This window comes from Tepidiphilus succinatimandens, assembly GCF_006503695.1.
In the GTDB taxonomy this organism is placed as follows: domain Bacteria; phylum Pseudomonadota; class Gammaproteobacteria; order Burkholderiales; family Rhodocyclaceae; genus Tepidiphilus; species Tepidiphilus succinatimandens.
The window spans coordinates 75,598-96,095 of sequence record NZ_SBIK01000001.1 but is presented as its reverse complement, the minus strand read 5'-3'; the positions used below and the strand labels follow the sequence as shown (position 1 = coordinate 96,095).

18 protein-coding genes are annotated in these 20,498 nt (G+C 65.7%); 11 read left to right on the top strand and 7 right to left on the bottom strand.

Going from position 1 to position 20,498, the window contains the following annotated elements:
• Positions 1–2: 2 nt before the first annotated feature.
• Together ftsZ and lpxC are read left to right on the top strand one after the other, a co-directional pair.
• Positions 3–1,184, top strand: coding sequence for a cell division protein FtsZ (gene ftsZ, locus EPD82_RS00445; protein ID WP_206202117.1), 1,182 nt, complete (start codon positions 3–5; stop codon positions 1,182–1,184).
• A gap of 15 nt (positions 1,185–1,199) precedes the next feature.
• Positions 1,200–2,117, top strand: a complete 918-nt coding sequence (gene lpxC, locus EPD82_RS00440) for a UDP-3-O-acyl-N-acetylglucosamine deacetylase (RefSeq protein ID WP_141054247.1) — start codon at positions 1,200–1,202, stop codon at positions 2,115–2,117.
• Positions 2,118–2,216: 99 nt separating this feature from the next.
• Here the strand turns inward: lpxC and EPD82_RS00435 are convergent, their stop codons facing one another.
• Positions 2,217–2,759 carry a DciA family protein gene (locus EPD82_RS00435; RefSeq protein WP_141054244.1) on the bottom strand — a complete coding sequence of 181 codons (543 nt, stop codon included), beginning with the start codon at positions 2,757–2,759 and terminating at the stop codon, positions 2,217–2,219.
• Between the two features lie 73 nt (positions 2,760–2,832).
• Here EPD82_RS00435 and secA point away from each other — a divergent pair, with 73 nt between their 5' ends.
• From secA to EPD82_RS00415, 4 genes are all read left to right on the top strand, one after another.
• Positions 2,833–5,556 (top strand): preprotein translocase subunit SecA, encoded by a 2,724-nt coding sequence (secA, locus tag EPD82_RS12110; protein ID WP_141054242.1) that lies wholly within the window; start codon positions 2,833–2,835, stop codon positions 5,554–5,556.
• A gap of 13 nt (positions 5,557–5,569) precedes the next feature.
• A complete protein-coding gene (argJ, locus tag EPD82_RS00425; protein ID WP_141054237.1) occupies positions 5,570–6,814 on the top strand; it encodes a bifunctional glutamate N-acetyltransferase/amino-acid acetyltransferase ArgJ in 1,245 nt (414 codons plus the stop codon).
• A gap of 13 nt (positions 6,815–6,827) precedes the next feature.
• A complete protein-coding gene (gene purB, locus EPD82_RS00420) occupies positions 6,828–8,198 on the top strand; it encodes an adenylosuccinate lyase (RefSeq protein WP_141054234.1) in 1,371 nt (456 codons plus the stop codon).
• Between the two features lie 79 nt (positions 8,199–8,277).
• Complete coding sequence (locus EPD82_RS00415) at positions 8,278–9,105, top strand: ferredoxin--NADP reductase (protein ID WP_082438323.1); 828 nt, start codon at positions 8,278–8,280, stop codon at positions 9,103–9,105.
• A 74-nt stretch (positions 9,106–9,179) separates the two neighbouring features.
• Here the strand turns inward: EPD82_RS00415 and secF are convergent, their stop codons facing one another.
• The 4 genes from secF to EPD82_RS00395 form a co-directional block, all read right to left on the bottom strand.
• A complete protein-coding gene (gene secF / locus EPD82_RS00410) occupies positions 9,180–10,115 on the bottom strand; it encodes a protein translocase subunit SecF (RefSeq protein ID WP_141054231.1) in 936 nt (311 codons plus the stop codon).
• Between the two features lie 12 nt (positions 10,116–10,127).
• The gene (gene secD, locus EPD82_RS00405) at positions 10,128–11,966 is read right to left on the bottom strand and encodes a protein translocase subunit SecD (protein ID WP_141054228.1); all 1,839 of its coding nucleotides are present in this window, start codon (positions 11,964–11,966) and stop codon (positions 10,128–10,130) included.
• A gap of 17 nt (positions 11,967–11,983) precedes the next feature.
• The gene (gene yajC / locus EPD82_RS00400) at positions 11,984–12,310 is read right to left on the bottom strand and encodes a preprotein translocase subunit YajC (protein ID WP_055422644.1); all 327 of its coding nucleotides are present in this window, start codon (positions 12,308–12,310) and stop codon (positions 11,984–11,986) included.
• Positions 12,311–12,398: 88 nt separating this feature from the next.
• Positions 12,399–12,911: a response regulator gene (locus EPD82_RS00395; protein WP_055422645.1), complete on the bottom strand. Its 513-nt coding sequence runs from the start codon at positions 12,909–12,911 to the stop codon at positions 12,399–12,401.
• Between the two features lie 146 nt (positions 12,912–13,057).
• Here EPD82_RS00395 and EPD82_RS00390 point away from each other — a divergent pair, with 146 nt between their 5' ends.
• Positions 13,058–13,906, top strand: a complete 849-nt coding sequence (locus EPD82_RS00390; RefSeq protein WP_141054225.1) for a 3-hydroxybutyryl-CoA dehydrogenase — start codon at positions 13,058–13,060, stop codon at positions 13,904–13,906.
• Positions 13,907–14,047: 141 nt separating this feature from the next.
• On the opposite strand, the gene rho is transcribed toward EPD82_RS00390, so the two are convergent.
• Entirely contained in the window at positions 14,048–15,307 is a 1,260-nt protein-coding gene (gene rho / locus EPD82_RS00385; RefSeq protein ID WP_055422647.1) for a transcription termination factor Rho, read from the bottom strand.
• A 144-nt stretch (positions 15,308–15,451) separates the two neighbouring features.
• Positions 15,452–15,778, bottom strand: coding sequence for a thioredoxin TrxA (gene trxA / locus EPD82_RS00380; RefSeq protein WP_055422648.1), 327 nt, complete (start codon positions 15,776–15,778; stop codon positions 15,452–15,454).
• 212 nt (positions 15,779–15,990) lie between these two features.
• On the opposite strand from trxA, the gene fdxA reads away from it, so the two are divergent.
• The 4 genes from fdxA (at position 15,991) to ilvB (ending at position 20,490) form a co-directional block, all read left to right on the top strand.
• On the top strand, positions 15,991–16,314 hold the full coding sequence (gene fdxA, locus EPD82_RS00375; protein WP_028874820.1) for a ferredoxin FdxA: 324 nt from the start codon (positions 15,991–15,993) through the stop codon (positions 16,312–16,314).
• An 18-nt stretch (positions 16,315–16,332) separates the two neighbouring features.
• On the top strand, positions 16,333–16,785 hold the full coding sequence (locus EPD82_RS00370) for a CBS domain-containing protein (protein WP_141054221.1): 453 nt from the start codon (positions 16,333–16,335) through the stop codon (positions 16,783–16,785).
• A gap of 114 nt (positions 16,786–16,899) precedes the next feature.
• Positions 16,900–18,576 (top strand): AMP-binding protein, encoded by a 1,677-nt coding sequence (locus tag EPD82_RS00365; protein ID WP_141054218.1) that lies wholly within the window; start codon positions 16,900–16,902, stop codon positions 18,574–18,576.
• Positions 18,577–18,822: 246 nt separating this feature from the next.
• Positions 18,823–20,490 (top strand): acetolactate synthase large subunit, encoded by a 1,668-nt coding sequence (gene ilvB, locus EPD82_RS00360; RefSeq protein WP_055422651.1) that lies wholly within the window; start codon positions 18,823–18,825, stop codon positions 20,488–20,490.
• Positions 20,491–20,498: the final 8 nt, after the last annotated feature.

The window sequence follows — 20,498 nt, the reverse complement described above, 5'->3', positions numbered from 1 at the left end:
TCATGGCGGTCAAAGGGATTGAAGAATTGGTCGACACCACCCACAAGGGTACGGTCATCAAAGTGCTCGGCATCGGGGGGGCGGGCGGCAACGCCGTCGACCACATGATTCGCGAGGGCATCGGCGGGGTGGAGTTCGTCGCCGTCAATACCGATGCGCAGGCGCTCACGCGCTGCCTCGCCCCCACCAAGGTCCAGATCGGCTCTTCCGGGCTCGGGGCGGGCTCCAAGCCGGAAGCCGGACGTGAAGCGGCGATGGAGTCGCGAGATCGCATCGTCGCCGCGCTCGAGGGGGCCCACATGGCCTTTCTCACCGCCGGCATGGGAGGGGGCACGGGAACGGGCGCCGCGCCGGTCATTGCCGAGATCGCCAAGGAGATGGGCATCCTCACCGTGGCGGTGGTCACCAAGCCCTTCGATTTCGAAAACCGCGACCGCGTCGCCGAAAGCGGCATCGAAGAGCTCACGCGCCACGTCGATTCCCTCATCGTCGTGCTCAACGACCGCCTGCTCGAAGTCTTCGGCGACGACGCCGGCTTCGAAGACTGCTTCAAGGCCGCCGACAACGTGCTCAAGAACGCCGTGGCCGGCATCGCCGAGATCATCAACGTGCCGGGGCTGGTCAACGTCGATTTTCAGGATGTGCGCACCGCCATGGGCGAGATGGGCCGCGCCATGATGGGTTCGGCCGAAGCTTCTGGCATCGATCGCGCGCGCATCGCCGCCGAGCAGGCCGCAGTGAGCCCCCTGCTCGAAGGGACGGAACTCTCCGGCGCGCGCTGCGTCCTCATCAACATTACCGCCAGCCGCTCGCTCAAGCTCTCCGAAGTGCGCGACGCCGTGCGCACGGTGCAGGCCTTTGCCGCTCCCGAAGCCTTCGTCAAGTACGGGGCCGTCTTCGACGACACGATGGAAGACCGCATCCGCATCACGGTCGTCGCCACCGGTCTCGGAGCGGCGCGTTCCACGCGGCCGCAGCCCCAAATGGAAGTGATCCGTGGCACGGGAACCTATGGCGGCGGCGCCACCATGGGCACCACGCAAGGGCGCACCGAGACTCCGCAGCGCGGCGGCATGCCCCAGGTCGAGCGTTCCGTCCGGGGGCGCCGCAGCACGCTCGCCGATCGCATGCCCGGGCTCGACCGGCTCGACATCCCCGCCTTCCTGCGCAAGCAAAACGACTGATCGTCCCGGACCGGCATGATTTCCCAGCACACGCTCAAGTCCATCGCGCACGTCACCGGAGTCGGCCTGCACTCCGGTGAGAAAGTGCAGCTGTGGCTGCGACCGGCCGCGCCCGATAGCGGCATCGTCTTTCATCGCGTCGATCTCGATCCGCCGGTGTCCATTCCCGCCTCCCCCGAGGCGGTGCGCGAGACGCGCCTGTGCACGGGGCTCGAGCGCGACGGCGTGAGAATCGCCACCGTCGAGCACCTCATGTCGGCGCTGGCCGGGTTGGGGGTCGACAACGTGCACATCGACGTCGATGGGCCCGAGATCCCCATCATGGACGGCAGCGCCGCGCCCTTCGTCATGATGATGCTCGAGGCGGGCCTCGAAGCCCAGCCGGCGCCGCGGCGCTTCCTGAAAGTGCTCAAACCGGTGGAGGTCCGCGAGGGCGACAAGTGGGTCCGCCTCGAACCCTATCTCGGATTCCGTCTCGAATTCTCCATCGCCTTCGACCATCCGGCGATCAGCGCCTCGCAAACCCGCGCCGTGGTCGATCTCTCCGAGCATGCCTATCCGCGCTTCGTCGCCCGGGCCCGCACCTTCGGCTTCGTGCACGAAGTGGAGCTGCTGCGCGAACTCGGCCTCGCCCAGGGCGGCAGCCTCGACAACGCCATCGTGCTCGACGAATACCGCATCCTCAATCCCGAAGGCTTGCGATTCCCCGACGAATTCGTACGGCACAAGATCCTGGATGCCATCGGCGACCTGTACCTGGCCGGTCACCCGCTGCTCGCGCGCTACGTGGCCCACAAATCCGGCCATGCGCTCAACAACCAGCTCCTGCGCGCCCTCATGGCCGATCGCAGCGCCTGGGAACTCACCACCCTGGAACGGGACGAGGCGCCGGCGCTCCTGCCTACGCTCGCCACCGGCGCCGCGACGACGTAAGCGCATGCCGTGCTGGGGTTCCGCCTTCTCCTCGTCTTCGTCCTTCTGGGTGCAGGGGTCTGCGTCGCCGCCTATCTCTGGAGCGGCGAGCGGCGCTGGCTACGGTACGCCAAACGCATCCTGAGGCTTGCGCTCGGCATCGTCCTCATCTATCTCGGCCTCTTTGCGCTCGAGCGGATCGCCCTCTTGCCTTTGCTCTGAGGCCATCGCCGCGCGCTCGATCAGCCGCTCCAGCGCCTGACGCAGGGGCGAATCCGGCGCGAGCCGGGCGCACAGTTCGGCGATCGCTGCGCGCCCCCCCGGCCCGATGGTCCGTACCCGCGGCGGCCGCGGTGCCGCCACGCCGCTCGCGGGGGCGTTCGTGGGGCGTACCCTCAACTTGATCGCCTGGACCGGGGCCGATGCCGCGAGCGCTGCCGTGAGGCTGGGCAGACGGTGCCGCAGCTTCGCCGCCGCGAGCGCCGAGGCCGTGTGCAGATAAAGCGTTCCGTCCTTCAGGTTGGCGACGGACACCCGCCCCCGGAACTCCTCCTCCAGCAGACGGTCGATTTCTTCCTGCAGCCGCTGTAATGTCATGGCATGATGACGCAGCGGCTCCAGTTCCGCGCTGAGACGGAAGAGTTCTCCCAGTTTCCGTGTCATCGCCCTTTCCCGTGCCTCGTCCGATGGGGCATGATAAACTTCACCATTCGCTCCGACAAGCCGACCGCACGTAATGATTACCCGCGTCCTCAAGAAACTCTTCGGCAGCCGAAATGACCGGCTGCTGCGGCGTTACCGCACCACCGTCGCCCGCATCAACGAACTCGAACCGAGCGTGGCCGCCCTCTCGGACGAAGCCCTGCGCGCGAAGACGGCGGAATTCAAACAGCGCCATGCCAATGGCGAATCGCTCGATGCCTTGCTGCCCGAGGCCTTCGCCGTGGTGCGCGAGGCGGGCAAGCGCGTGCATGGCATGCGCCACTTCGACGTCCAGCTCATCGGCGGCATCGTGCTGCACGAGGGCAAGATCGCCGAGATGCGCACCGGCGAGGGCAAGACCCTGGTGGCGACGCTGCCGGCCTATCTCAATGCGATCACGGGCAAAGGGGTGCACGTCGTCACAGTCAACGACTACCTCGCGCGGCGCGACTCCGACTGGATGGGGCGAATCTACCGTTTCCTGGGGCTGACGGTGGGCTGCAACGTCCCCGGCCTGTCGCACGGCGAAAAGCAGGAAGCCTACGCGGCCGACATCACCTACGGCACGAACAACGAATTCGGCTTCGACTATCTGCGCGACAACATGGTCTACGCCCCGGTCGATCGCGTGCAGCGGGGGCTACACTACGCCATCGTCGACGAGGTCGACTCCATCCTCATCGACGAGGCGCGCACCCCGCTCATCATCTCCGGCCAGGCCGAGGACAACACCGAGCTCTACCTCAAGATGAACGAGGTGGTGCCGCTCCTTACCGAACAGAAGATGCAGGGCGAGGAAGTGCTCGAGCCCGGGGATTACACCATCGACCTCAAGGCGCGTCAGGTGCTGCTCACCGAGCAGGGGCACGAAAAGGTCGAGGGCATCCTCATGCGCATGGGGCTGCTGCCCGAAGGCGGCAACCTCTACGATCCGCGCTACATCACCCTGCTGCACCACCTCTACGCGGCGCTGCGGGCGCACGCGCTCTTTCACCGCGACCAGCACTACGTGGTGCAGAACGACGAAATCATCATCGTCGACGAATTCACCGGCCGGCTCATGCCCGGCCGGCGCTGGTCCGAAGGGCTGCATCAGGCGATCGAAGCCAAGGAAGGCGTGCGCATCCAGGCCGAGAACCAGACGCTCGCCTCGATCACTTTCCAGAACTACTTCCGCATGTACGAAAAGCTGGCCGGCATGACCGGCACGGCCGACACGGAAGCCTACGAATTCCAGCAGATCTACGGCCTCGAGACCGTCATCATCCCCACCAACCGGCCGCTCGTGCGCCGCGACGAGAACGACCGCGTCTATCGCACCGCCAAGGAGAAATGGCAGGCGGTGATCGAGGACATCAAGGACTGCCGCGAACGCGGCCAGCCCGTGCTGGTCGGCACCACCTCGATCGAGGTCAACGAGTTCCTCTCCCGGCTCCTCACCAAGGAAAAGATCCCGCACCAGGTGCTCAACGCCAAGCAGCACGAGCGCGAGGCGCACATCATCGCCCAGGCCGGACGCCCCGGCATGGTGACGATCGCCACCAACATGGCCGGCCGTGGCACCGACATCGTGCTCGGCGGCAACATCGCGCCGCAGATCGAGGAGATCCGCAACGACCCCGCGCTCTCCGACGAAGAAAAGGAAAAGCGCATCGAGGCACTGCGCGCCGAATGGCAGAAAGCACACGACGCGGTGATCGCCGCCGGGGGCTTGCGCATCATCGGCACCGAACGGCACGAATCGCGCCGCATCGACAACCAGCTGCGCGGCCGCGCCGGACGCCAGGGCGACCCCGGCTCCTCGCGCTTCTACCTCTCGCTGGAAGACCCGCTGCTGCGCATCTTCGCCGGCGACCGGCTCAACGCCATCATGGTGCGCCTGAAGATGCCCGAGGGCGAGGCGATCGAACATCCCATGGTGACGCGCTCGCTCGAATCGGCCCAGCGCCGCGTCGAGCAGCACAACTTCGACATCCGCAAGCAGCTGCTCGAATACGACGACGTCGCCAACGAACAGCGCAAGGTCATCTACGCCCAGCGAAACGAAGTGGTCGACGCCGAGGACGTGAGCGAACTCGTCGCCGACATGCGCGCCGGCACCCTCACCGACATCTTCCGCACCTACGTGCCGGCCGACAGCGTCGAAGAGCAATGGGATCTCGCCGGGCTGGAGCAGACGCTCGCCGGCGAATTCAACCTGTCGCTGCCGCTGCGCCAGTGGCTCGAGGCCGAACCGGATCTCAGCGACGAGCAGCTGCTCGAGCGCGTGCTCGAAGCGGCCGAAGCGTCTTACCGCGCCAAGGCGAGCCTGGTCGATCCGCAGGCCTGGAAACAGTTCGAGCGCAGCATCCTGCTGCAGAGCATCGACACGCACTGGCGCGAACACCTCTCGGCGCTCGATCACCTGCGCCAGGGCATCCATCTGCGGGGGTATGCGCAAAAGAACCCGAAACAGGAATACAAGCGCGAAGCCTTCGAGCTCTTCGAGACCATGCTCGACGCCATCCGGCGCGACGTCAGCCGCATCCTTCTTTCGGTGCAGGTGCGCACCGAGGCCGCGGTCGAAGAGGTCGTCGAACGCCCCCCCGAAGTGCAGCAAGTGCAGTACCATCACGCCGAACCCGGTGCCGAAGAGGGAGGTGAGACGGCCGTCAAGGCCCGGCCGCAGACCAATGCGCTGCCCAAGGTCGGCCGCAACGATCCCTGCCCCTGCGGTTCCGGCAAGAAATACAAACACTGCCACGGTAAACTGAGCTGAACGGAGTCCCGCGATGGCCGTCAATCTCACCGCCCCCGATCCCAAGGACCTTCGCCCCGTCGCCGGCGTGCGCCTGGGCGTGGCCGAAGCCGGCATCCGCAAGGCCGGACGGCGCGACCTCACCGTGATCTCGCTCGCCCCCGGTAGCCGCGTGGCCGGCGTCTTCACGCAGAACCGCTTCTGCGCCGCGCCGGTGCAGGTCTGCCGCGAACACCTGGCGGGCGAGGCCGCGCCCCGTGCACTCGTCATCAACACGGGCGTGGCCAACGCCGGTACTGGCGCCGAGGGGCTGGAGGCGGCGCGTTGCACCTGCAAGGCGGTCTCCCAGGTGCTGGGGGTGGAGCCGCAGGAAGTGCTGCCGTTTTCCACCGGCGTCATCCTCGAGCCGCTGCCGGTAGAGAAAATCGAGGCCGCGCTGCCGGCGCTCGTCACCAACCTGCGCCCCGACGCCTGGCTGGATGCCGCCTACGCCATCATGACCACCGACACGGTGCCCAAGGCCTGCTCGCGCCAGGTGCGCCTGTCCGACGGCACCGTCGTCACCATCACCGGCATCAGCAAGGGCGCCGGCATGATCCGCCCCAACATGGCCACCATGCTCGGGTTCGTGGCCACCGACGCCAGGCTCGCCAAACCCTTGCTCGATGCCCTGGTGCGCGAGGCGGCCGATGAATCCTTCAACGCCATCACCGTCGATGGCGACACGTCTACCAACGACTCCTTCGTGCTGATCGCCACCGGCGCGGCCATGTCGCGCGAGCTCGCGGTGAGCGACGACGAAGACTACCGCAAGGTGCGCGCCGCCGTGATCGAAGTCTCGCGCTGGCTCGCCCAGGCCATCGTGCGCGACGGCGAAGGCGCCACCAAGTTCATCACCGTGCGGGTGGAGCGCGGCGCGTCGCGCGAAGAATGCCGCAAGGTCGCCTACGCCATCGCCCACTCGCCGCTGGTGAAGACCGCCTTCTTCGCTTCCGACCCCAACCTGGGCCGCATCCTCGCCGCCATCGGCTACGCCGGCATCGACGATCTCGATCCCGCGGCGATCCGCGTCTGGCTCGAAGCCGAGGGCGATTCCATCCTGGTGGCCGAAGGGGGCGGTCGGGCATCTTCCTACCGTGAGGAAGACGGCGCCCGCGTCATGAAGCACGCCGAAATCACCGTGCGCGTCGATCTCGCCCGGGGCGAGGCCGCCGCCACCGTCTGGACCTGCGATCTCTCTTTCGACTACGTCCGCATCAACGCCGAATACCGCAGCTAAGGAACATGCCGCGATGACCGATCCTGCCACCCTCCTTGCCCTGAGCCCGCTCGATGGCCGCTACGCCACCAAGCTCGACGCCCTGCGCCCGATTTTCTCCGAATACGGCCTCATGCGCGAGCGCGTGCGCGTCGAGATCGAATGGCTCAAGACGCTCGCCGCCGATCCCCGCATCGCCGAAGTCCCGACCTTCTCCCCCAGCACCGTGCGCGAGCTCGACTTGCTCGTCGAGGAATTCAAGCCGTCGGATGCCGCGGCGATCAAGGCGATCGAGGCGCGCACCAACCACGACGTCAAGGCCGTCGAATACTGGATCAAGGAGCGGCTCGAAGGCTTGCCCGAAGCCGAGCGGGCGCGCGAGTTCGTACATTTCGCCTGCACCTCCGAAGACATCAACAACACCGCGCACGCGCTCATGCTCACCGCCGGGCGCGACCGGGTGCTGCTGCCGGCGCTCGACGCCGTGATCGAACGCTTCCGGGCACTCGCGCACGAACACGCGGCCCTGCCCATGCTCTCGCGCACCCACGGCCAGCCGGCGAGCCCCACGACCCTGGGCAAAGAGATGGCCAACGTCGCCGCGCGCCTGCAGCGCACCCGCGCCGCCATCGCCGCCGTGCGCCTCACGGCCAAGTTCAACGGCGCGGTGGGCAACTACAACGCCCACGCGATCGCCTATCCCGAGATCGACTGGGAAGAATTCAATCGCCGCTTCATCGAATCGCTCGGGCTCGAATTCAACCCCTATACCATCCAGATCGAACCGCACGACGCGATGGCCGAACTCTTCGATGCCATGGCGCGGACGAACACCATCCTCATCGACGCATGCCGCGATCTGTGGCTCTATATCTCCTACGGTTACTTCCGCCAGAAGCTCAAGGAGGGCGAGGTCGGCTCCTCGACCATGCCGCACAAGGTGAACCCCATCGACTTCGAAAACGCCGAAGGCAACCTGGGAATCGCCAACGCCCTGCTGCGCCATTTCGCCGACAAATTGCCGGTGTCGCGCATGCAGCGCGATCTCACCGACTCCACGGTGCTGCGCAACATGGGGGTGGCTTTCGGACATACGCTGCTCGCGCTCGATTCGCTGCGCCGGGGCTTGGACAAGCTCGAAGCCGATCCGAAGGCGCTCGAGCGCGACCTCGCCGAGGCCTGGGAGGTGCTCGCCGAGGCGGTGCAGACCGTGATGCGGCGCCACGGCATCCCCAACCCCTACGAGAAACTCAAGGAGATGACCCGCGGCAAGGCGATCACCGCCGAGGCGCTGCGCGGTTTCATCGCCGGCTTGCCTCTGCCCGAATCGGCCAAGGAGCGGCTGCTCGCCCTCGTGCCGCAGAAATACACCGGCAAGGCCGAGGAGCTCGCCAAGCGCATCTGAGATTCCAATCGTGTTGGCGCCGGAATTAAGCCGGTGCTATCATTGCGTTTTTTAGTCCTTCAGCGAGGATTTGACCGCCATGGCCGAAACCGGTGCCGTTGCCGAGCAGACGTCTTCCCCCGCCTTGCCCAAGAACCTGCGCGTCGAGAAAGTGATCTGGGTGCATCACTGGACCGACACCCTCTTCAGCTTCCGCTGCACCCGCGATCCGGGTTTCCGCTTCATCAATGGCCAGTTCGTCATGATCGGTCTGATGGTCGATGGCAAGCCGCTGCTGCGCGCCTATTCCATCGCCAGCGCCAACTGGGAAGAGCACCTCGAGTTCTACTCGATCAAGGTGCCCAACGGCCCGCTCACCTCGCGGCTGCAGCACCTCAAGGTAGGCGACGAAGTGCTCGTCTCCACCAAGCCCACCGGCACGCTCGTGCAGGACAACCTCCTGCCCGGCGCAAAGCGGCTTTTTCTTCTGGCCACCGGCACGGGGCTCGCGCCTTTCATGTCCATCATCAAGGATCCGGACGTCTACGATCGCTACGAAAAAGTGATCCTTGTACACTGCACGCGCTGGGTGCGCGAGCTCGGCTACTACGACTACATCACCAAGGAACTGCCGCAGCACGAGTTCCTGGGCGAGATGGTGCGCGAAAAACTCATCTACTACCCCACCGTCACGCGCGAGCCTTTCATTCACCAAGGCCGGATCACCGACCTCATCACCAGCGGCAAGCTCGCCGCCGACCTGGGCATTCCCCAGCTCAACCCCGAGACCGACCGGGCGCTTCTGTGCGGCAGCATGCGCATGCTCGCCGACACGAGCAAGATCCTCGACGACCTGGGCTTCCAGGTCTCGCCCAGCATGGGCGTGCCGGGTCACTACGCCATCGAACGGGCCTTCGTCGATCAGTAAGCCCGCCGCCCTTTCGCGCTACCCATGAAAAAGCCCCCGGTTCCGGGGGCTTTTTCATGCCACAGAAGAGAGAATCAGACCACCGCCTCTTCCTTCTTCTTCGCCGGTTTGACCAGATCCTCGCGCGTGACGCCGAACCACATCACGAGTGCGGCCGAGACGAAGATCGACGAATAGATGCCGAAGACGATGCCGATGGTGAGCGCGAGCGCGAAGTAGTGCAGCGTCTCGCCGCCGAAGAGCAGGATCGTCACCACCATCGCCAGGGTGCTCGCGTGCGTGATGATGGTGCGCGACATGGTGGCGGTGATCGCATGATCGAGCACGGCGGGCGTGTCCATCTTGCCACGGCGCTGCTTGAAAACCTCGCGCACCCGATCGAAGATCACCACTGTCTCGTTGACCGAGTAGCCCAGCACGGCGAGCACCGCCGCGAGCACGGAGAGCGAGAATTCCCACTGGAAGGCGGCGAATGCCCCGAGGATGATCACCACGTCGTGCAGGTTGGCGATGATGGCCGAGACCGCGAAGCGCCACTCGAAGCGCATCGCCAGATAGGCGACGATGCCAAATACCACGAAAGCGAGTGCCATGAGCCCGTTGGTGGCCAGTTCCTTGCCCACCTGGGGCCCCACGAACTCGACGCGGCGCACCTCGAAGTTCGCCCCCGGTACCTGGGAGAGCAGCGCCTTCACCCGTTCGCCGGCCTGGGCGCTCTCGCCGTCGCCCAGATGCGGCAGGCGGATGAGGAGGTCGCGCGCGGAGCCGAAGTTCTGCACCTGGGCTTCGCGCAGCCCCGCCTGGGCGAGCACGTCGCGTACCGCTTCGAGCGCAACGGCCTCGCTGGCGCGTACTTCCACCAAGGTGCCGCCGGTGAATTCGATGGAGAGGTTCAGCCCGCGCAGGGCGAGAAAGAGTACGGCGGCCACGAAAGTGAGGAGCGACACGGCGTTGAACCACAGGGCGTGCCGCATGAAGGGGATGTCTTGGCGCGGATGGAATAATTCCATGGAAGTCTCCGTTCAGCCGATCGAGACGTGGGCGACGCGCTTCTTGCCGCCGTAAGTGAAGTTGACCAGCATGCGCGACACCAGGATGGCCGAGAACATGGAGGTGAGGATGCCGAGGCAGTGCACCACGGCGAAGCCGCGCACCGGGCCGGAGCCGAAGACCAGCAGCGCCACGCCGGCGATGAGCGTGGTCACGTTGGAGTCGAGGATGGTGGCAAACGCCCGCTCGTAGCCGGCGGCGATCGCCATCTGCGGCGAGACGCCCAGGCGCAATTCCTCGCGGATGCGCTCGTTGATGAGGACGTTGGCGTCGATCGCCATGCCCAGCGTGAGTGCCATCGCCGCGATTCCCGGCAAGGTGAGGGTGGCCTGCAAGAGCGACAGCAGCGCCACGAGGAGCATGAGGTTGGCCGCCAGCGCCACCACCGAGTAAAGGCCGATGAGCTGGTAATAGACGATCATGAAGACGGCGATGATCGCGAAACCCCACAGCGTGGCGTGCACGCCGCGCTCGATGTTCTCTTTGCCGAGGCTGGGGCCGACGGTGCGCTCCTCGACGATGCGCATCGGGGCGGCAAGGCTGCCGGCACGCAGTAGCAGCGCGATGTCGCGCGCCTCTTCCACCGTCATCGCCCCCGAGATCTGCACCCGTCCGCCCGTGATCTCGGTGCGGATCACCGGGGCGGTGATCACTTCGGCCTGTCCCCGCTCGATGAGCAGGATCGCCATGCGCTTGCCGACGTTGTCGCGGGTGACGTCGCGGAAGATGCGCGCGCCGGCCGAATCCAGCGTCAGGTGCACCGCCGGCTCGCCGGTCTGCCCGTCGAAGCCGGGCTGGGCGTCGGTGAGGCGCTCGCCGGTGAGCACGACGTCTTTCTTCACCAGGATGGGGCGGCCATTGCGCTCGTAGAGGAGCTCGGTGCCCGGTGGAACGCGGCCGGCGATCGCCTCTTCGAGCGCGCCCGGCGTGTCGTCGACTAGGCGCACTTCCAAGGTGGCCGTGCGCCCAAGGATGTCCTTGGCCTTGGCTACGTCCTGCACGCCGGGCAGTTGCACGACGATGCGGTCTGTCCCCTGCTGCTGGATGACGGGTTCGGCGACGCCCAGCTCATTGATGCGGTTGTGCAGGGTGGTGATGTTCTGCTTGAGGGCGAATTCGCGCAGGGTCTTCTCCGCCGCGGGCGTGAGCCGCGCGACGAGCTTCACCGTTTCGCCCTGGGCCGTCACGTCGAGGGCCAGATCGGGCACGTTCTTGGCGATCACGCGCCGCGCCGCTTCGGCCGCGGCTTCGTCGGCGAAACGCGCTTCGATGAGCCGGCCGTTGCGCACGATTCCCTGGTGGCGGATCTTCTCCGCCCGCATGAGCGAGCGCAGGTCGGCGGCGATGGCGTCGAGCCGCTTGGTCAGCGCGCCGTCCATGTCCACTTCGAGCAGGAAGTGGACGCCGCCGCGCAGGTCGAGCCCGAGATACATCGGTTTGGCGCCCAGCCGTGCGAGCCACTCGGGCGTGCCGGGCAGGAGGTTGAGCGCCACGATCGCCTCGGGCTTTTCCGGATCGGGATTGAGCTCGGCTTCGATCAGGTCTTTTGCCCGGATCTGGGTTTCGGTGTCGGCGAACCGCACCCTCAGGGCCCCGGCCTCGAAGAGAAAACCCTGGGGAGTGAGCCCAGCCGCGGTCAGCTTCGGCTCCAGCCGGGCGGCGAGAGAACGGGCGTCGAACGGGGCACCGGGCCGCGCCGGTGTGATCTGCACGGCGGGGATCTCGCCGAAGAGGTTCGGCGCGGCGTAGATCGCCCCCAGCAGCAGCACGAAGGCGATCAGCAGATTCTTCCACAGAGGGTAGCGGTTCATATGGGTAGGGGAGCGCTTTAGAGATTTTTCAGCGTGCCCTTGGGCAGCACGGCGGCAATGGTGGGTTTTTGCACCGTCACTTCAACCCCTTTGGCGATTTCGACCCGAACGAAATCTTCGTCCACCGAGGTCACCCGACCGGCGATGCCGCCCTGGGTGATTACCTCGTCGCCTTTGGCGAGCGCCTGGATCATGGCCTTGTGCTCCTTCGCCCGTTTCATCTGCGGCCGCACCATGAGGAACCACAGCACGACGAACATCAGGATGATGGGCAGCAGCTGCATCAGGCCGCCGGTCGGATCCGCTGCCGGGGCGCCTTGGGCGTAAGCGTCGGTGATGAACATGAGGGAGACTCCTCGAAAGAGAAAAAAGAAATTGTACCATCAGCGGGGAAGGGTTCGTTTCATGCTATTTTCATGATTTCGCAAGGCGCTATTGGGTCAGGCCGAGGCGTTGCATCCAGTAGCGCAGCTTGGCGAGCGTCCAGCCCAGTTCCCGTGCGGTCCGGCTCTGGTTCCAGCGGTTGCGCTCGAGGGCTGCGCGCAAGGCTGCCGGGTCGACGGGGGCGTCCTGATCCGGCGGGCACTGGGCGAAACCTTCGAGGAGCTGGGCGAGGCGCTCGATGCGCAAGGGTTTGGTGAGGAAGTCGTGCGCCCCGAGCTTGACGGCCTGTACCGCCGTGTCGATGTCCCCGTACGCGGTGAGGACGACCACCGGCGTGAGGGGGCGACGCTCGCGGGCGTGGCGCACGAGATCGAGCCCGTTGCCGTCCGGAAGGCGCAGATCGGTGAGAATGAGGTGATACGGCGTGGCGGTATCGTCGAGCACGCGGCGGGCCCCGGCGCAGTCACCCACGGCGTCGGCCTGCCAGCCGTGGCGGTGCAGCGCGAGCGTGAGCAGCGTGCGCAGGTCGGGTTCGTCGTCGATGAGAAGGGCTCGGGGCATGGGCGGTGCCAGTCGTCATGCGCTTTCCATGATAAAGGAGGCTGGGCGAGGCGGCAAGCGCTCCGGTTGGCGCTGTGCTACACTGCACTGCAGCAAACGCGCCGGAGGCCGGCGCACGTCTTCCACCAACCGCAGAGGAGTCATCCATGCAGACCATCTTCATCGTCGGCGCAGGAACGATGGGCAGCGGCATTGCCCAGGTCGCGGCCCAGAGCGGGTTTTCCGTGCGGCTCTACGACATTTCCACGCAACAGCTCGAGCGGGCTCGGGCCACCATTTCCGCCAACCTCGATCGCCTGGTGAAGAAAGAAAAACTCACGGCGGCGGACAAAGACGCGACGCTCGCGCGCATCGCAACGGCGACCCAGCTCGACGGCGTGGCTGCGGCCGACCTGGTGATCGAGGCGGCGAGCGAGAACGAGGCGCTCAAGCTCGAGCTCTTCGCCAAGCTCGACGCGCTCGCCAAGCCCGAGGCGATCCTCGCGTCCAACACTTCCTCCATCTCCATCACCAAGATCGCCGCCGCGACGAAGAATCCCGCACGCGTCATCGGCATGCACTTCTTCAACCCGGTGCCGGTGATGGCGCTCATCGAGCTCATCCGCGGCCTGCAGACCTCCGACGAAACCTACCAGAAGGCCGAGGCGATCGCCAAGGCGCTGGGCAAGACGCCGGTGGCGGTGAAGAACAGCCCGGGTTTCGTGGTCAATCGCCTGCTGTGCCCCATGATCAACGAGGCGATCTTCGCGCTGCAGGAAGGCTTGGCGAGCGCCGAGGGGATCGACGAGGCGATGAAACTGGGCTGCAACCATCCGATCGGGCCGCTGGCGCTCGCCGATCTCATCGGGCTCGACGTCGAGCTCGCGGTGATGCAGGTGCTCTACGAAGGGTTCAAGGATCCGAAATTCCGCCCCGCGCCGCTGCTCGTGGAGATGGTCGAGGCCGGCCGGCTCGGGCGCAAGACGGGCGAAGGGTTCTACCGCTACGACAGGTAAGCCTCAGGCTGCTCGGGGCGATTGTCCTGGGCCGTAGCCGGGCGGTAGACGAAAAACCGCGGTTCGAAACCGCGGTTTTTTGCGCTTGGGTTTGGCGCAGGCCGGGCTGCCGGAAGCGGCTCCCGCCTCGACCGTTCTGTTTTAGGCGCGGCGCATGGCGTCGAAGAACTCGGCGTTGTTCTTCGTCGCCTTGAGTTTGTCGAGGAGGAATTCGGTGGCTTCCAGATCGTCCATGCCGTAGAGGAGCTTGCGCAGGATCCACACCTTTTGCAGGATGTCCGGTTTCATCAGCAGCTCTTCGCGCCGGGTGCCGGAGCGGTTGACGTTGATCGCCGGATAGACGCGCTTCTCCGCCATGCGCCGGTCGAGGTGCAGCTCCATGTTGCCGGTGCCCTTGAATTCCTCGTAGATCACGTCGTCCATGCGGCTGCCGGTGTCGATGAGCGCCGTGGCGATGATGGTGAGGCTGCCGCCTTCTTCGAGGTTGCGCGCCGCGCCGAAGAAGCGCTTGGGCTTTTGCAGGGCGTTGGCGTCCACGCCGCCGGTGAGCACCTTGCCCGAGGAGGGTACGACGGTGTTGTAGGCGCGCGCCAGGCGCGTGAGCGAGTCGAGCAGCACCACCACGTCGCGCTTGTGCTCGGTGAGGCGTTTGGCCTTCTCGATGACGATCTCGGCCACCTGCACGTGGCGCGCGGCCGGCTCGTCGAAGGTGGAGGCGACCACCTCGCCGCGTACCGAGCGCTGCATTTCGGTGACCTCTTCGGGGCGCTCGTCGATCAAGAGCACGATGAGCACGACGTCGGGATGGTTCGAGGTGATGGCATGCGCGATGTGCTGCAGCATCACGGTCTTCCCCGTCTTGGGCGGGGCGACGATGAGGCCGCGCTGGCCTTTGCCGATGGGGGCGATGATGTCGATGACCCGGCCGGTGAGGTTCTCTTCGCTGCGGATGTCGCGCTCGAGCTTGAAGGCTTCGTTCGGGTGCAGCGGGGTGAGGTTCTCGAAGAGGATCTTGTGCTTGCACTTCTCGGGCGACTCGCCGTTGATGCGGTCGAGCTTCACCAGGGCGAAGTAGCGTTCGCCTTCCTTGGGGATGCGGATCTCGCCCTCGATGGTGTCGCCCGTGTGCAGGTTGAAGCGACGGATCTGGGAGGGTGAGACGTAGATGTCGTCCGGGCTGGCGAGGTAGGACGTGTCGGGCGAACGGAGAAAGCCGTAGCCTTCGGGCAGGACTTCCAGCACGCCCTCGCCGAAGATGGGTTCCCCTTTCTTGGCGCGGTTCTTGAGCAGCGCGAATACGAGTTCGTGTTTGCGCAGGCGGTTGGCGCCTTCGATGTTTTGTTCATTGGCTAGGGCCAAGAGCTGGCTGACGTGCAACGACTTGAGCTCGGACAGATGCATGGTTTTCGGTCGATGAAGGTTCTGGATGGGAAGAGATCGAGACCGGCTTGCCGCGATGATCGTGGCAGCAAGCCGGAAGAGGGAGGCTGAAAGGAGGCCGGCACGAACGGCCGGCCGGAAAACACGTCAGGCGCGCAGTCGGCGTCAGAGGTTGCTGTCGATGAACGCGACGAGCTGGGATTTGGCCATTGCCCCGACGCGGGTGGCCTCGACGTTGCCGTTCTTGAAGAGCATCAGCGTCGGGATGCCGCGTACGCCGTATTTGGCGGGCGTCTCGGGATTCTGGTCGATGTCGAGCTTGCAGACCTTGAGCTTGCCGGCGTATTCCTTGGCGATCTCGTCGAGGATCGGCGCGATCATCTTGCAGGGGCCGCACCATTCGGCCCAGAAGTCGAGCAGCACCGGCGTCTTCGACTGCAGGACTTCCTGCTCGAAAGTGGCATCGCTCACGTGATGGATGTGTTCACTCATCGTGTGTCTCGGGGGTGGTCGGGAGAGAAGGAAAGCCCCGGCCGAACGGCTGCGGGGCGATAAGGCGTAACTTAGGGCATCATGGCCGCGGCGTCAAGGGGTAAGGAGGCGGGAAGGGGGCTGCGGCCGCGCAAAACGACGAAAGCGTGGTATAAATGCAAAAGGCGGGTGAGCCGTTCGCCCTGCCGTCGCGCACAAACAGGGGATTTCTCATGACCTACGTCGTGACCGAAGCGTGCATCCGTTGCAAGTATACCGACTGTGTGGACGTCTGTCCCGTGGATTGCTTCCGCGAGGGCCCGAACATGCTGGTGATCGATCCCGATGAGTGCATCGATTGCTCCTTGTGCGTGCCGGAATGTCCCGTCGAGGCCATCTACGCCGAAGACGACGTCCCGGCCGATCAGCGCGATTTCATCGCTCTGAACGCCGAACTCGCCAAGAAATGGCCGCCGATCGTGGAGCGCAAGGATCCCTTGCCCGATGCCGATGAATGGGCAAAGGTCAAGAACAAGCGCGACCAGCTCATCCGCTGAGCAGCCAGGGGCAAAAGCATGAAGGTACGTGAAATCCTGGCGATCAAGGGAACGGCGCTCTTCACCATCACGCCCCGCCGCTTTCTCTCCGATGCCGTGGCGGTGATGGTGGAGCAGGACATTGGCTCGCTCGTGGTGTTCGACGCGGGGAAGATGGCGGGGTTGCTCACCTTTCGCGAAGTGCTGGTGGCGATCCATCATGCCTGCGCCTCCTGGGGGATGTTGACGGTGGAGGAGGCCATGCTGCGCCAGCCCATCGTCGCCGATCCCGACATGGAGCTCGACGAGCTGCGTCGCCGCATGGTGGAGACGCGCCAGCGCTATTTCCCCGTGATGGAGGGCGGAACGCTGCTCGGCGTGGTGTCGTTCTATGATGTCGCCAAGGCGGTGCTCGAGGAAAAGGATTTCGAGAACCGGATGCTGAAGAACTACATCCGCAATTGGCCGGGAGTCGACGAAGAAGATACTTGATCCATGGTCGTCCGGCCGAGCCGCCCGTAAGAGGCGGCGGTTTGCCGGGAGGGGGGGCCAGGGGCCGCGGCATGCAAGGGCCGCGGCATGGTCCGACATGGAGGAGGAGTATCCATGGAAAAAATCTGGCTCAGGAGCTATCCGCCGGGCGTGCCGGCGGAAATCGACCCGACCGAACATGCCTCGCTGGTCGACTTGTTCGAGCGCAGCGTGGCGCGTTTCGCCGATCTGCCCGCGTTCACCCACATGGGCAGGACATTGACCTATCGTGAGATAGATCGTCTCTCGGCCGCCTTCGCTTCCTTTCTGCAGCATGAACTGGGCCTCGAGCCGGGCGCGCGGGTGGCCCTGATGCTGCCCAACGTGCTGCAGTATCCGGTGGCGATGTTCGGCATCCTGCGGGCGGGCTGCGTGGTGGTCAATGTCAATCCGCTTTACACGCCGCGTGAGGTGTCGCATCAGCTGCGCGACGCAGGAGCCGAGGCGATCGTCGTGCTGGAGAATTTCGCCCATACGCTCGACGAGGTGCCCGAGGCGGGCGCGATGCGGGCCTTAGTGGTGACTTCGCTGGCGGAGATGCTGGGCGCACCGCGTTCCTGGGCCGTAGACTTCGTCGTTCGTCGGGTAAAGAAGATGGTGCCGCCGTGGCGCCTGCCGGGGCATCGGCGCTGGAGCGAAGCCCTGCGCCGGGGGGCGGCACGCCCCATGACACGCGTCGAACCAGGGCTGGAAGACGTCGCCTTCCTGCAATATACCGGAGGGACCACGGGGGTGGCAAAAGGTGCGGTGCTGCTGCACCGCAACCTCATCGCCAACGTGCTGCAGGCTACGGCCTGGGTGGGTTCGGTGCTGCGCGAGGGGCAGGAGCGGGTGGTCACCGCCTTGCCGCTTTACCACATCTTCGCGCTCACCGCCAACTGCCTCGTCTTCTTCCGTCTGGGCGGGCACAATCTGCTCATCACCAATCCGCGCGACCTCGACGGTCTCGTACGGGAATTGGCCAAGTGGCCGTTTACGGCCATCACCGGCGTCAATACCCTGTTCAACGCCTTGGTGCATCACCCCGGTTTCGCCAAACTCGATTTTTCCCCGCTCAAGCTCACCCTGGGCGGCGGCATGGCCGTGCAGCAGGCGGTGGCGCAGAAGTGGCAGCAGCTCACCGGCCGGCCGCTGCTCGAAGCCTACGGCTTGACCGAGACTTCGCCGGCCGTGACGATCAACCCGCTGGATTTGCCGGCGTTCAACCATTCCATCGGCCTGCCGCTGCCGTCCACCGAGGTGAGCCTGCGCGACGACGCCGGCGCCGAGGTGCCGCCGGGTGATGCGGGGGAATTGTGCGTGCGCGGACCGCAGGTGATGCGGGAGTACTGGAACCGCCCGGACGAGACGGCCAAGGTATTCTTCCCCGATGGATTCTTGCGCACGGGCGACGTCGCGCGAATGGACGAGCGCGGCTTCCTCTACATCGTCGATCGGAAGAAGGACATGATCCTCGTGTCCGGCTTCAACGTTTATCCCAACGAGGTCGAGGACGTGATCGCGCTGCATCCGGGCGTGCTGGAGGTGGCGGTGGTGGGCGTGCCCGACGAGCGCAGCGGCGAGGCGGTGAAAGCCTACGTGGTGCGTCGTGACCCCACGCTCGATGCCGAAGCGATTCGGCAATGGTGCCGCGAGCGGCTCACCCCCTACAAGGTGCCGCATTACGTCGAATTCCGCGAGGAACTGCCCAAGACGCAGGTGGGCAAGATCCTGCGCCGCGCGCTGCGCGAGGAAGCTTGGCGGCAGGGGTGAAAAAACCGCTTGTCAGAGACCGGATTTCATGTTTTACTTTTGCCCGTGAGTCGAGTCGGAGTGCTTTGGTGATCCGTTTTCCCGTTTCCCTGGCCGTGCTGCTGCTCGTACGCGTAGGCGTAGGGCTGCGTGCGCCCCGGAGGGACTGAAGCCGGATCAAACCGTACTACCGATTCGAACCCGACCCCCTCCGGAGCCAGTCTCCCGAGGGGGTTTTCGTTTTTCCCGGCAACGAGGAGTAGGGCGATGATGACGATGACCGGCGCCGAATTGATCGTGCGCTTGTTGGAACAGCAGGGGATAGAGACGATCGTGGGCATTCCCGGCGGGGCGATCCTGCCGCTCTACGACGCCTTGAGCCAGTCGAAGACGATCCGGCATGTGCTCGCGCGCCACGAGCAGGGTGCCGGCTTCATGGCTCAGGGCATGGCGCGGGTGACGGGCAAACCCGCGGTGTGCTTCGCTTCGAGCGGCCCCGGGGCGACGAACCTGGTGACGGCGATCGCCGATGCGCGGCTCGACTCCATCCCGCTGGTGGCGATCACCGGGCAGGTGCCGCTTGCCATGATCGGCACCGACGCCTTTCAGGAAGTCGACATCTACGGCATGACCATCCCGATCACCAAGCACAATTTCCTCGTGCGCTCGGCCGCCGAGCTGCTGGAGGTGATGCCACACGCGTTTCGCATCGCCATGTCGGGGCGTCCCGGGCCGGTGCTCGTCGACGTGCCCAAGGACGTGCAGAACCAGCTCGTCACCTTCGAGCGACTGCCCGCGCCGGCCGAGTCCGATCCGCTGCCGCCGCTGGATGAAACGGCGATCGCGGCGGCGGCGCGTTTGATCGACGAGGCCGAGCGCCCGGTGCTCTACCTGGGCGGCGGAGTGATCCATGCCGATGCGGCCCCGCTCGCGGTGACCTTGGCCGAGCAGACCTCGATGCCTACCACCATGACGCTGATGGCGCTGGGTGCGATGCCGGTCGATCATCCGCTCTCGCTGGGGATGCTGGGCATGCACGGGGCGCGCCATACCAATTTTGCCCTGCAGGAGGCGGACCTCTTGGTTTGCGTCGGGGCGCGCTTCGACGACCGGGCCATCGGCAAGGCGTCGCAGTTCTGCCCCGAGGCGAAAGTGATCCACATCGACATCGACCGGGCGGAACTGGGCAAGATCCGTCGCCCCGACGTGGCGATCCATGGCGACGTCAAGGCGGTGCTGCAGGCGCTGTTGCCGCGGGTGCGGGCCCAGCTGCGCAAGCGCTGGCTGAGCCACGTGGCGGGACTGAAGTCGCGCTTCCCTCTCGTGCTGGAGGGGCGCGAGGATCCGCGCAGCCACTACGGGCTCGTCCAGGCGGTGGCCAAGGCGCTCGACGACGAGGCGGTGGTGGTCACCGACGTCGGCCAGCACCAGATGTGGGTGGCGCAAGCCTATCCGCTGCGCCGGCCGCGGCAGTGGCTCACCTCCGGCGGGCTGGGCACGATGGGCTTCGGTCTGCCGGCGGCGATCGGCGCTGCGCTCGCCGAGCCGCAGCGCACGGTGGTGTGCTTCACCGGCGACGGCAGCCTGAAGATGAACATCCAGGAGATGGCGACGCTCGCCGAAGAAGGAGGCAACGTCAAGATCGTGCTGATGAACAACCAGTCGCTCGGGCTCGTCTATCAGCAGCAGAATCTCTTCTATGGCAAGCGCGTGATCGCCTCGAACTACCGCCGGCCGACGGACTTCGTCAAGATCGCCGAGGGCTTCGGGCTGGAAGCGCTCGATCTGGATCGCAGCGAGCATCCCGAGGCCGATCTGGCGGCGATCCTGCGCCGCCCCGGTCCGGCGCTCATCCACTGCTCGATCGAGCGCGAGCGCTTCGTCTATCCCATGGTGCCGCCGGGCGCCGCCAACACCGAGATGATCGAGGGCTGACAGGAGAG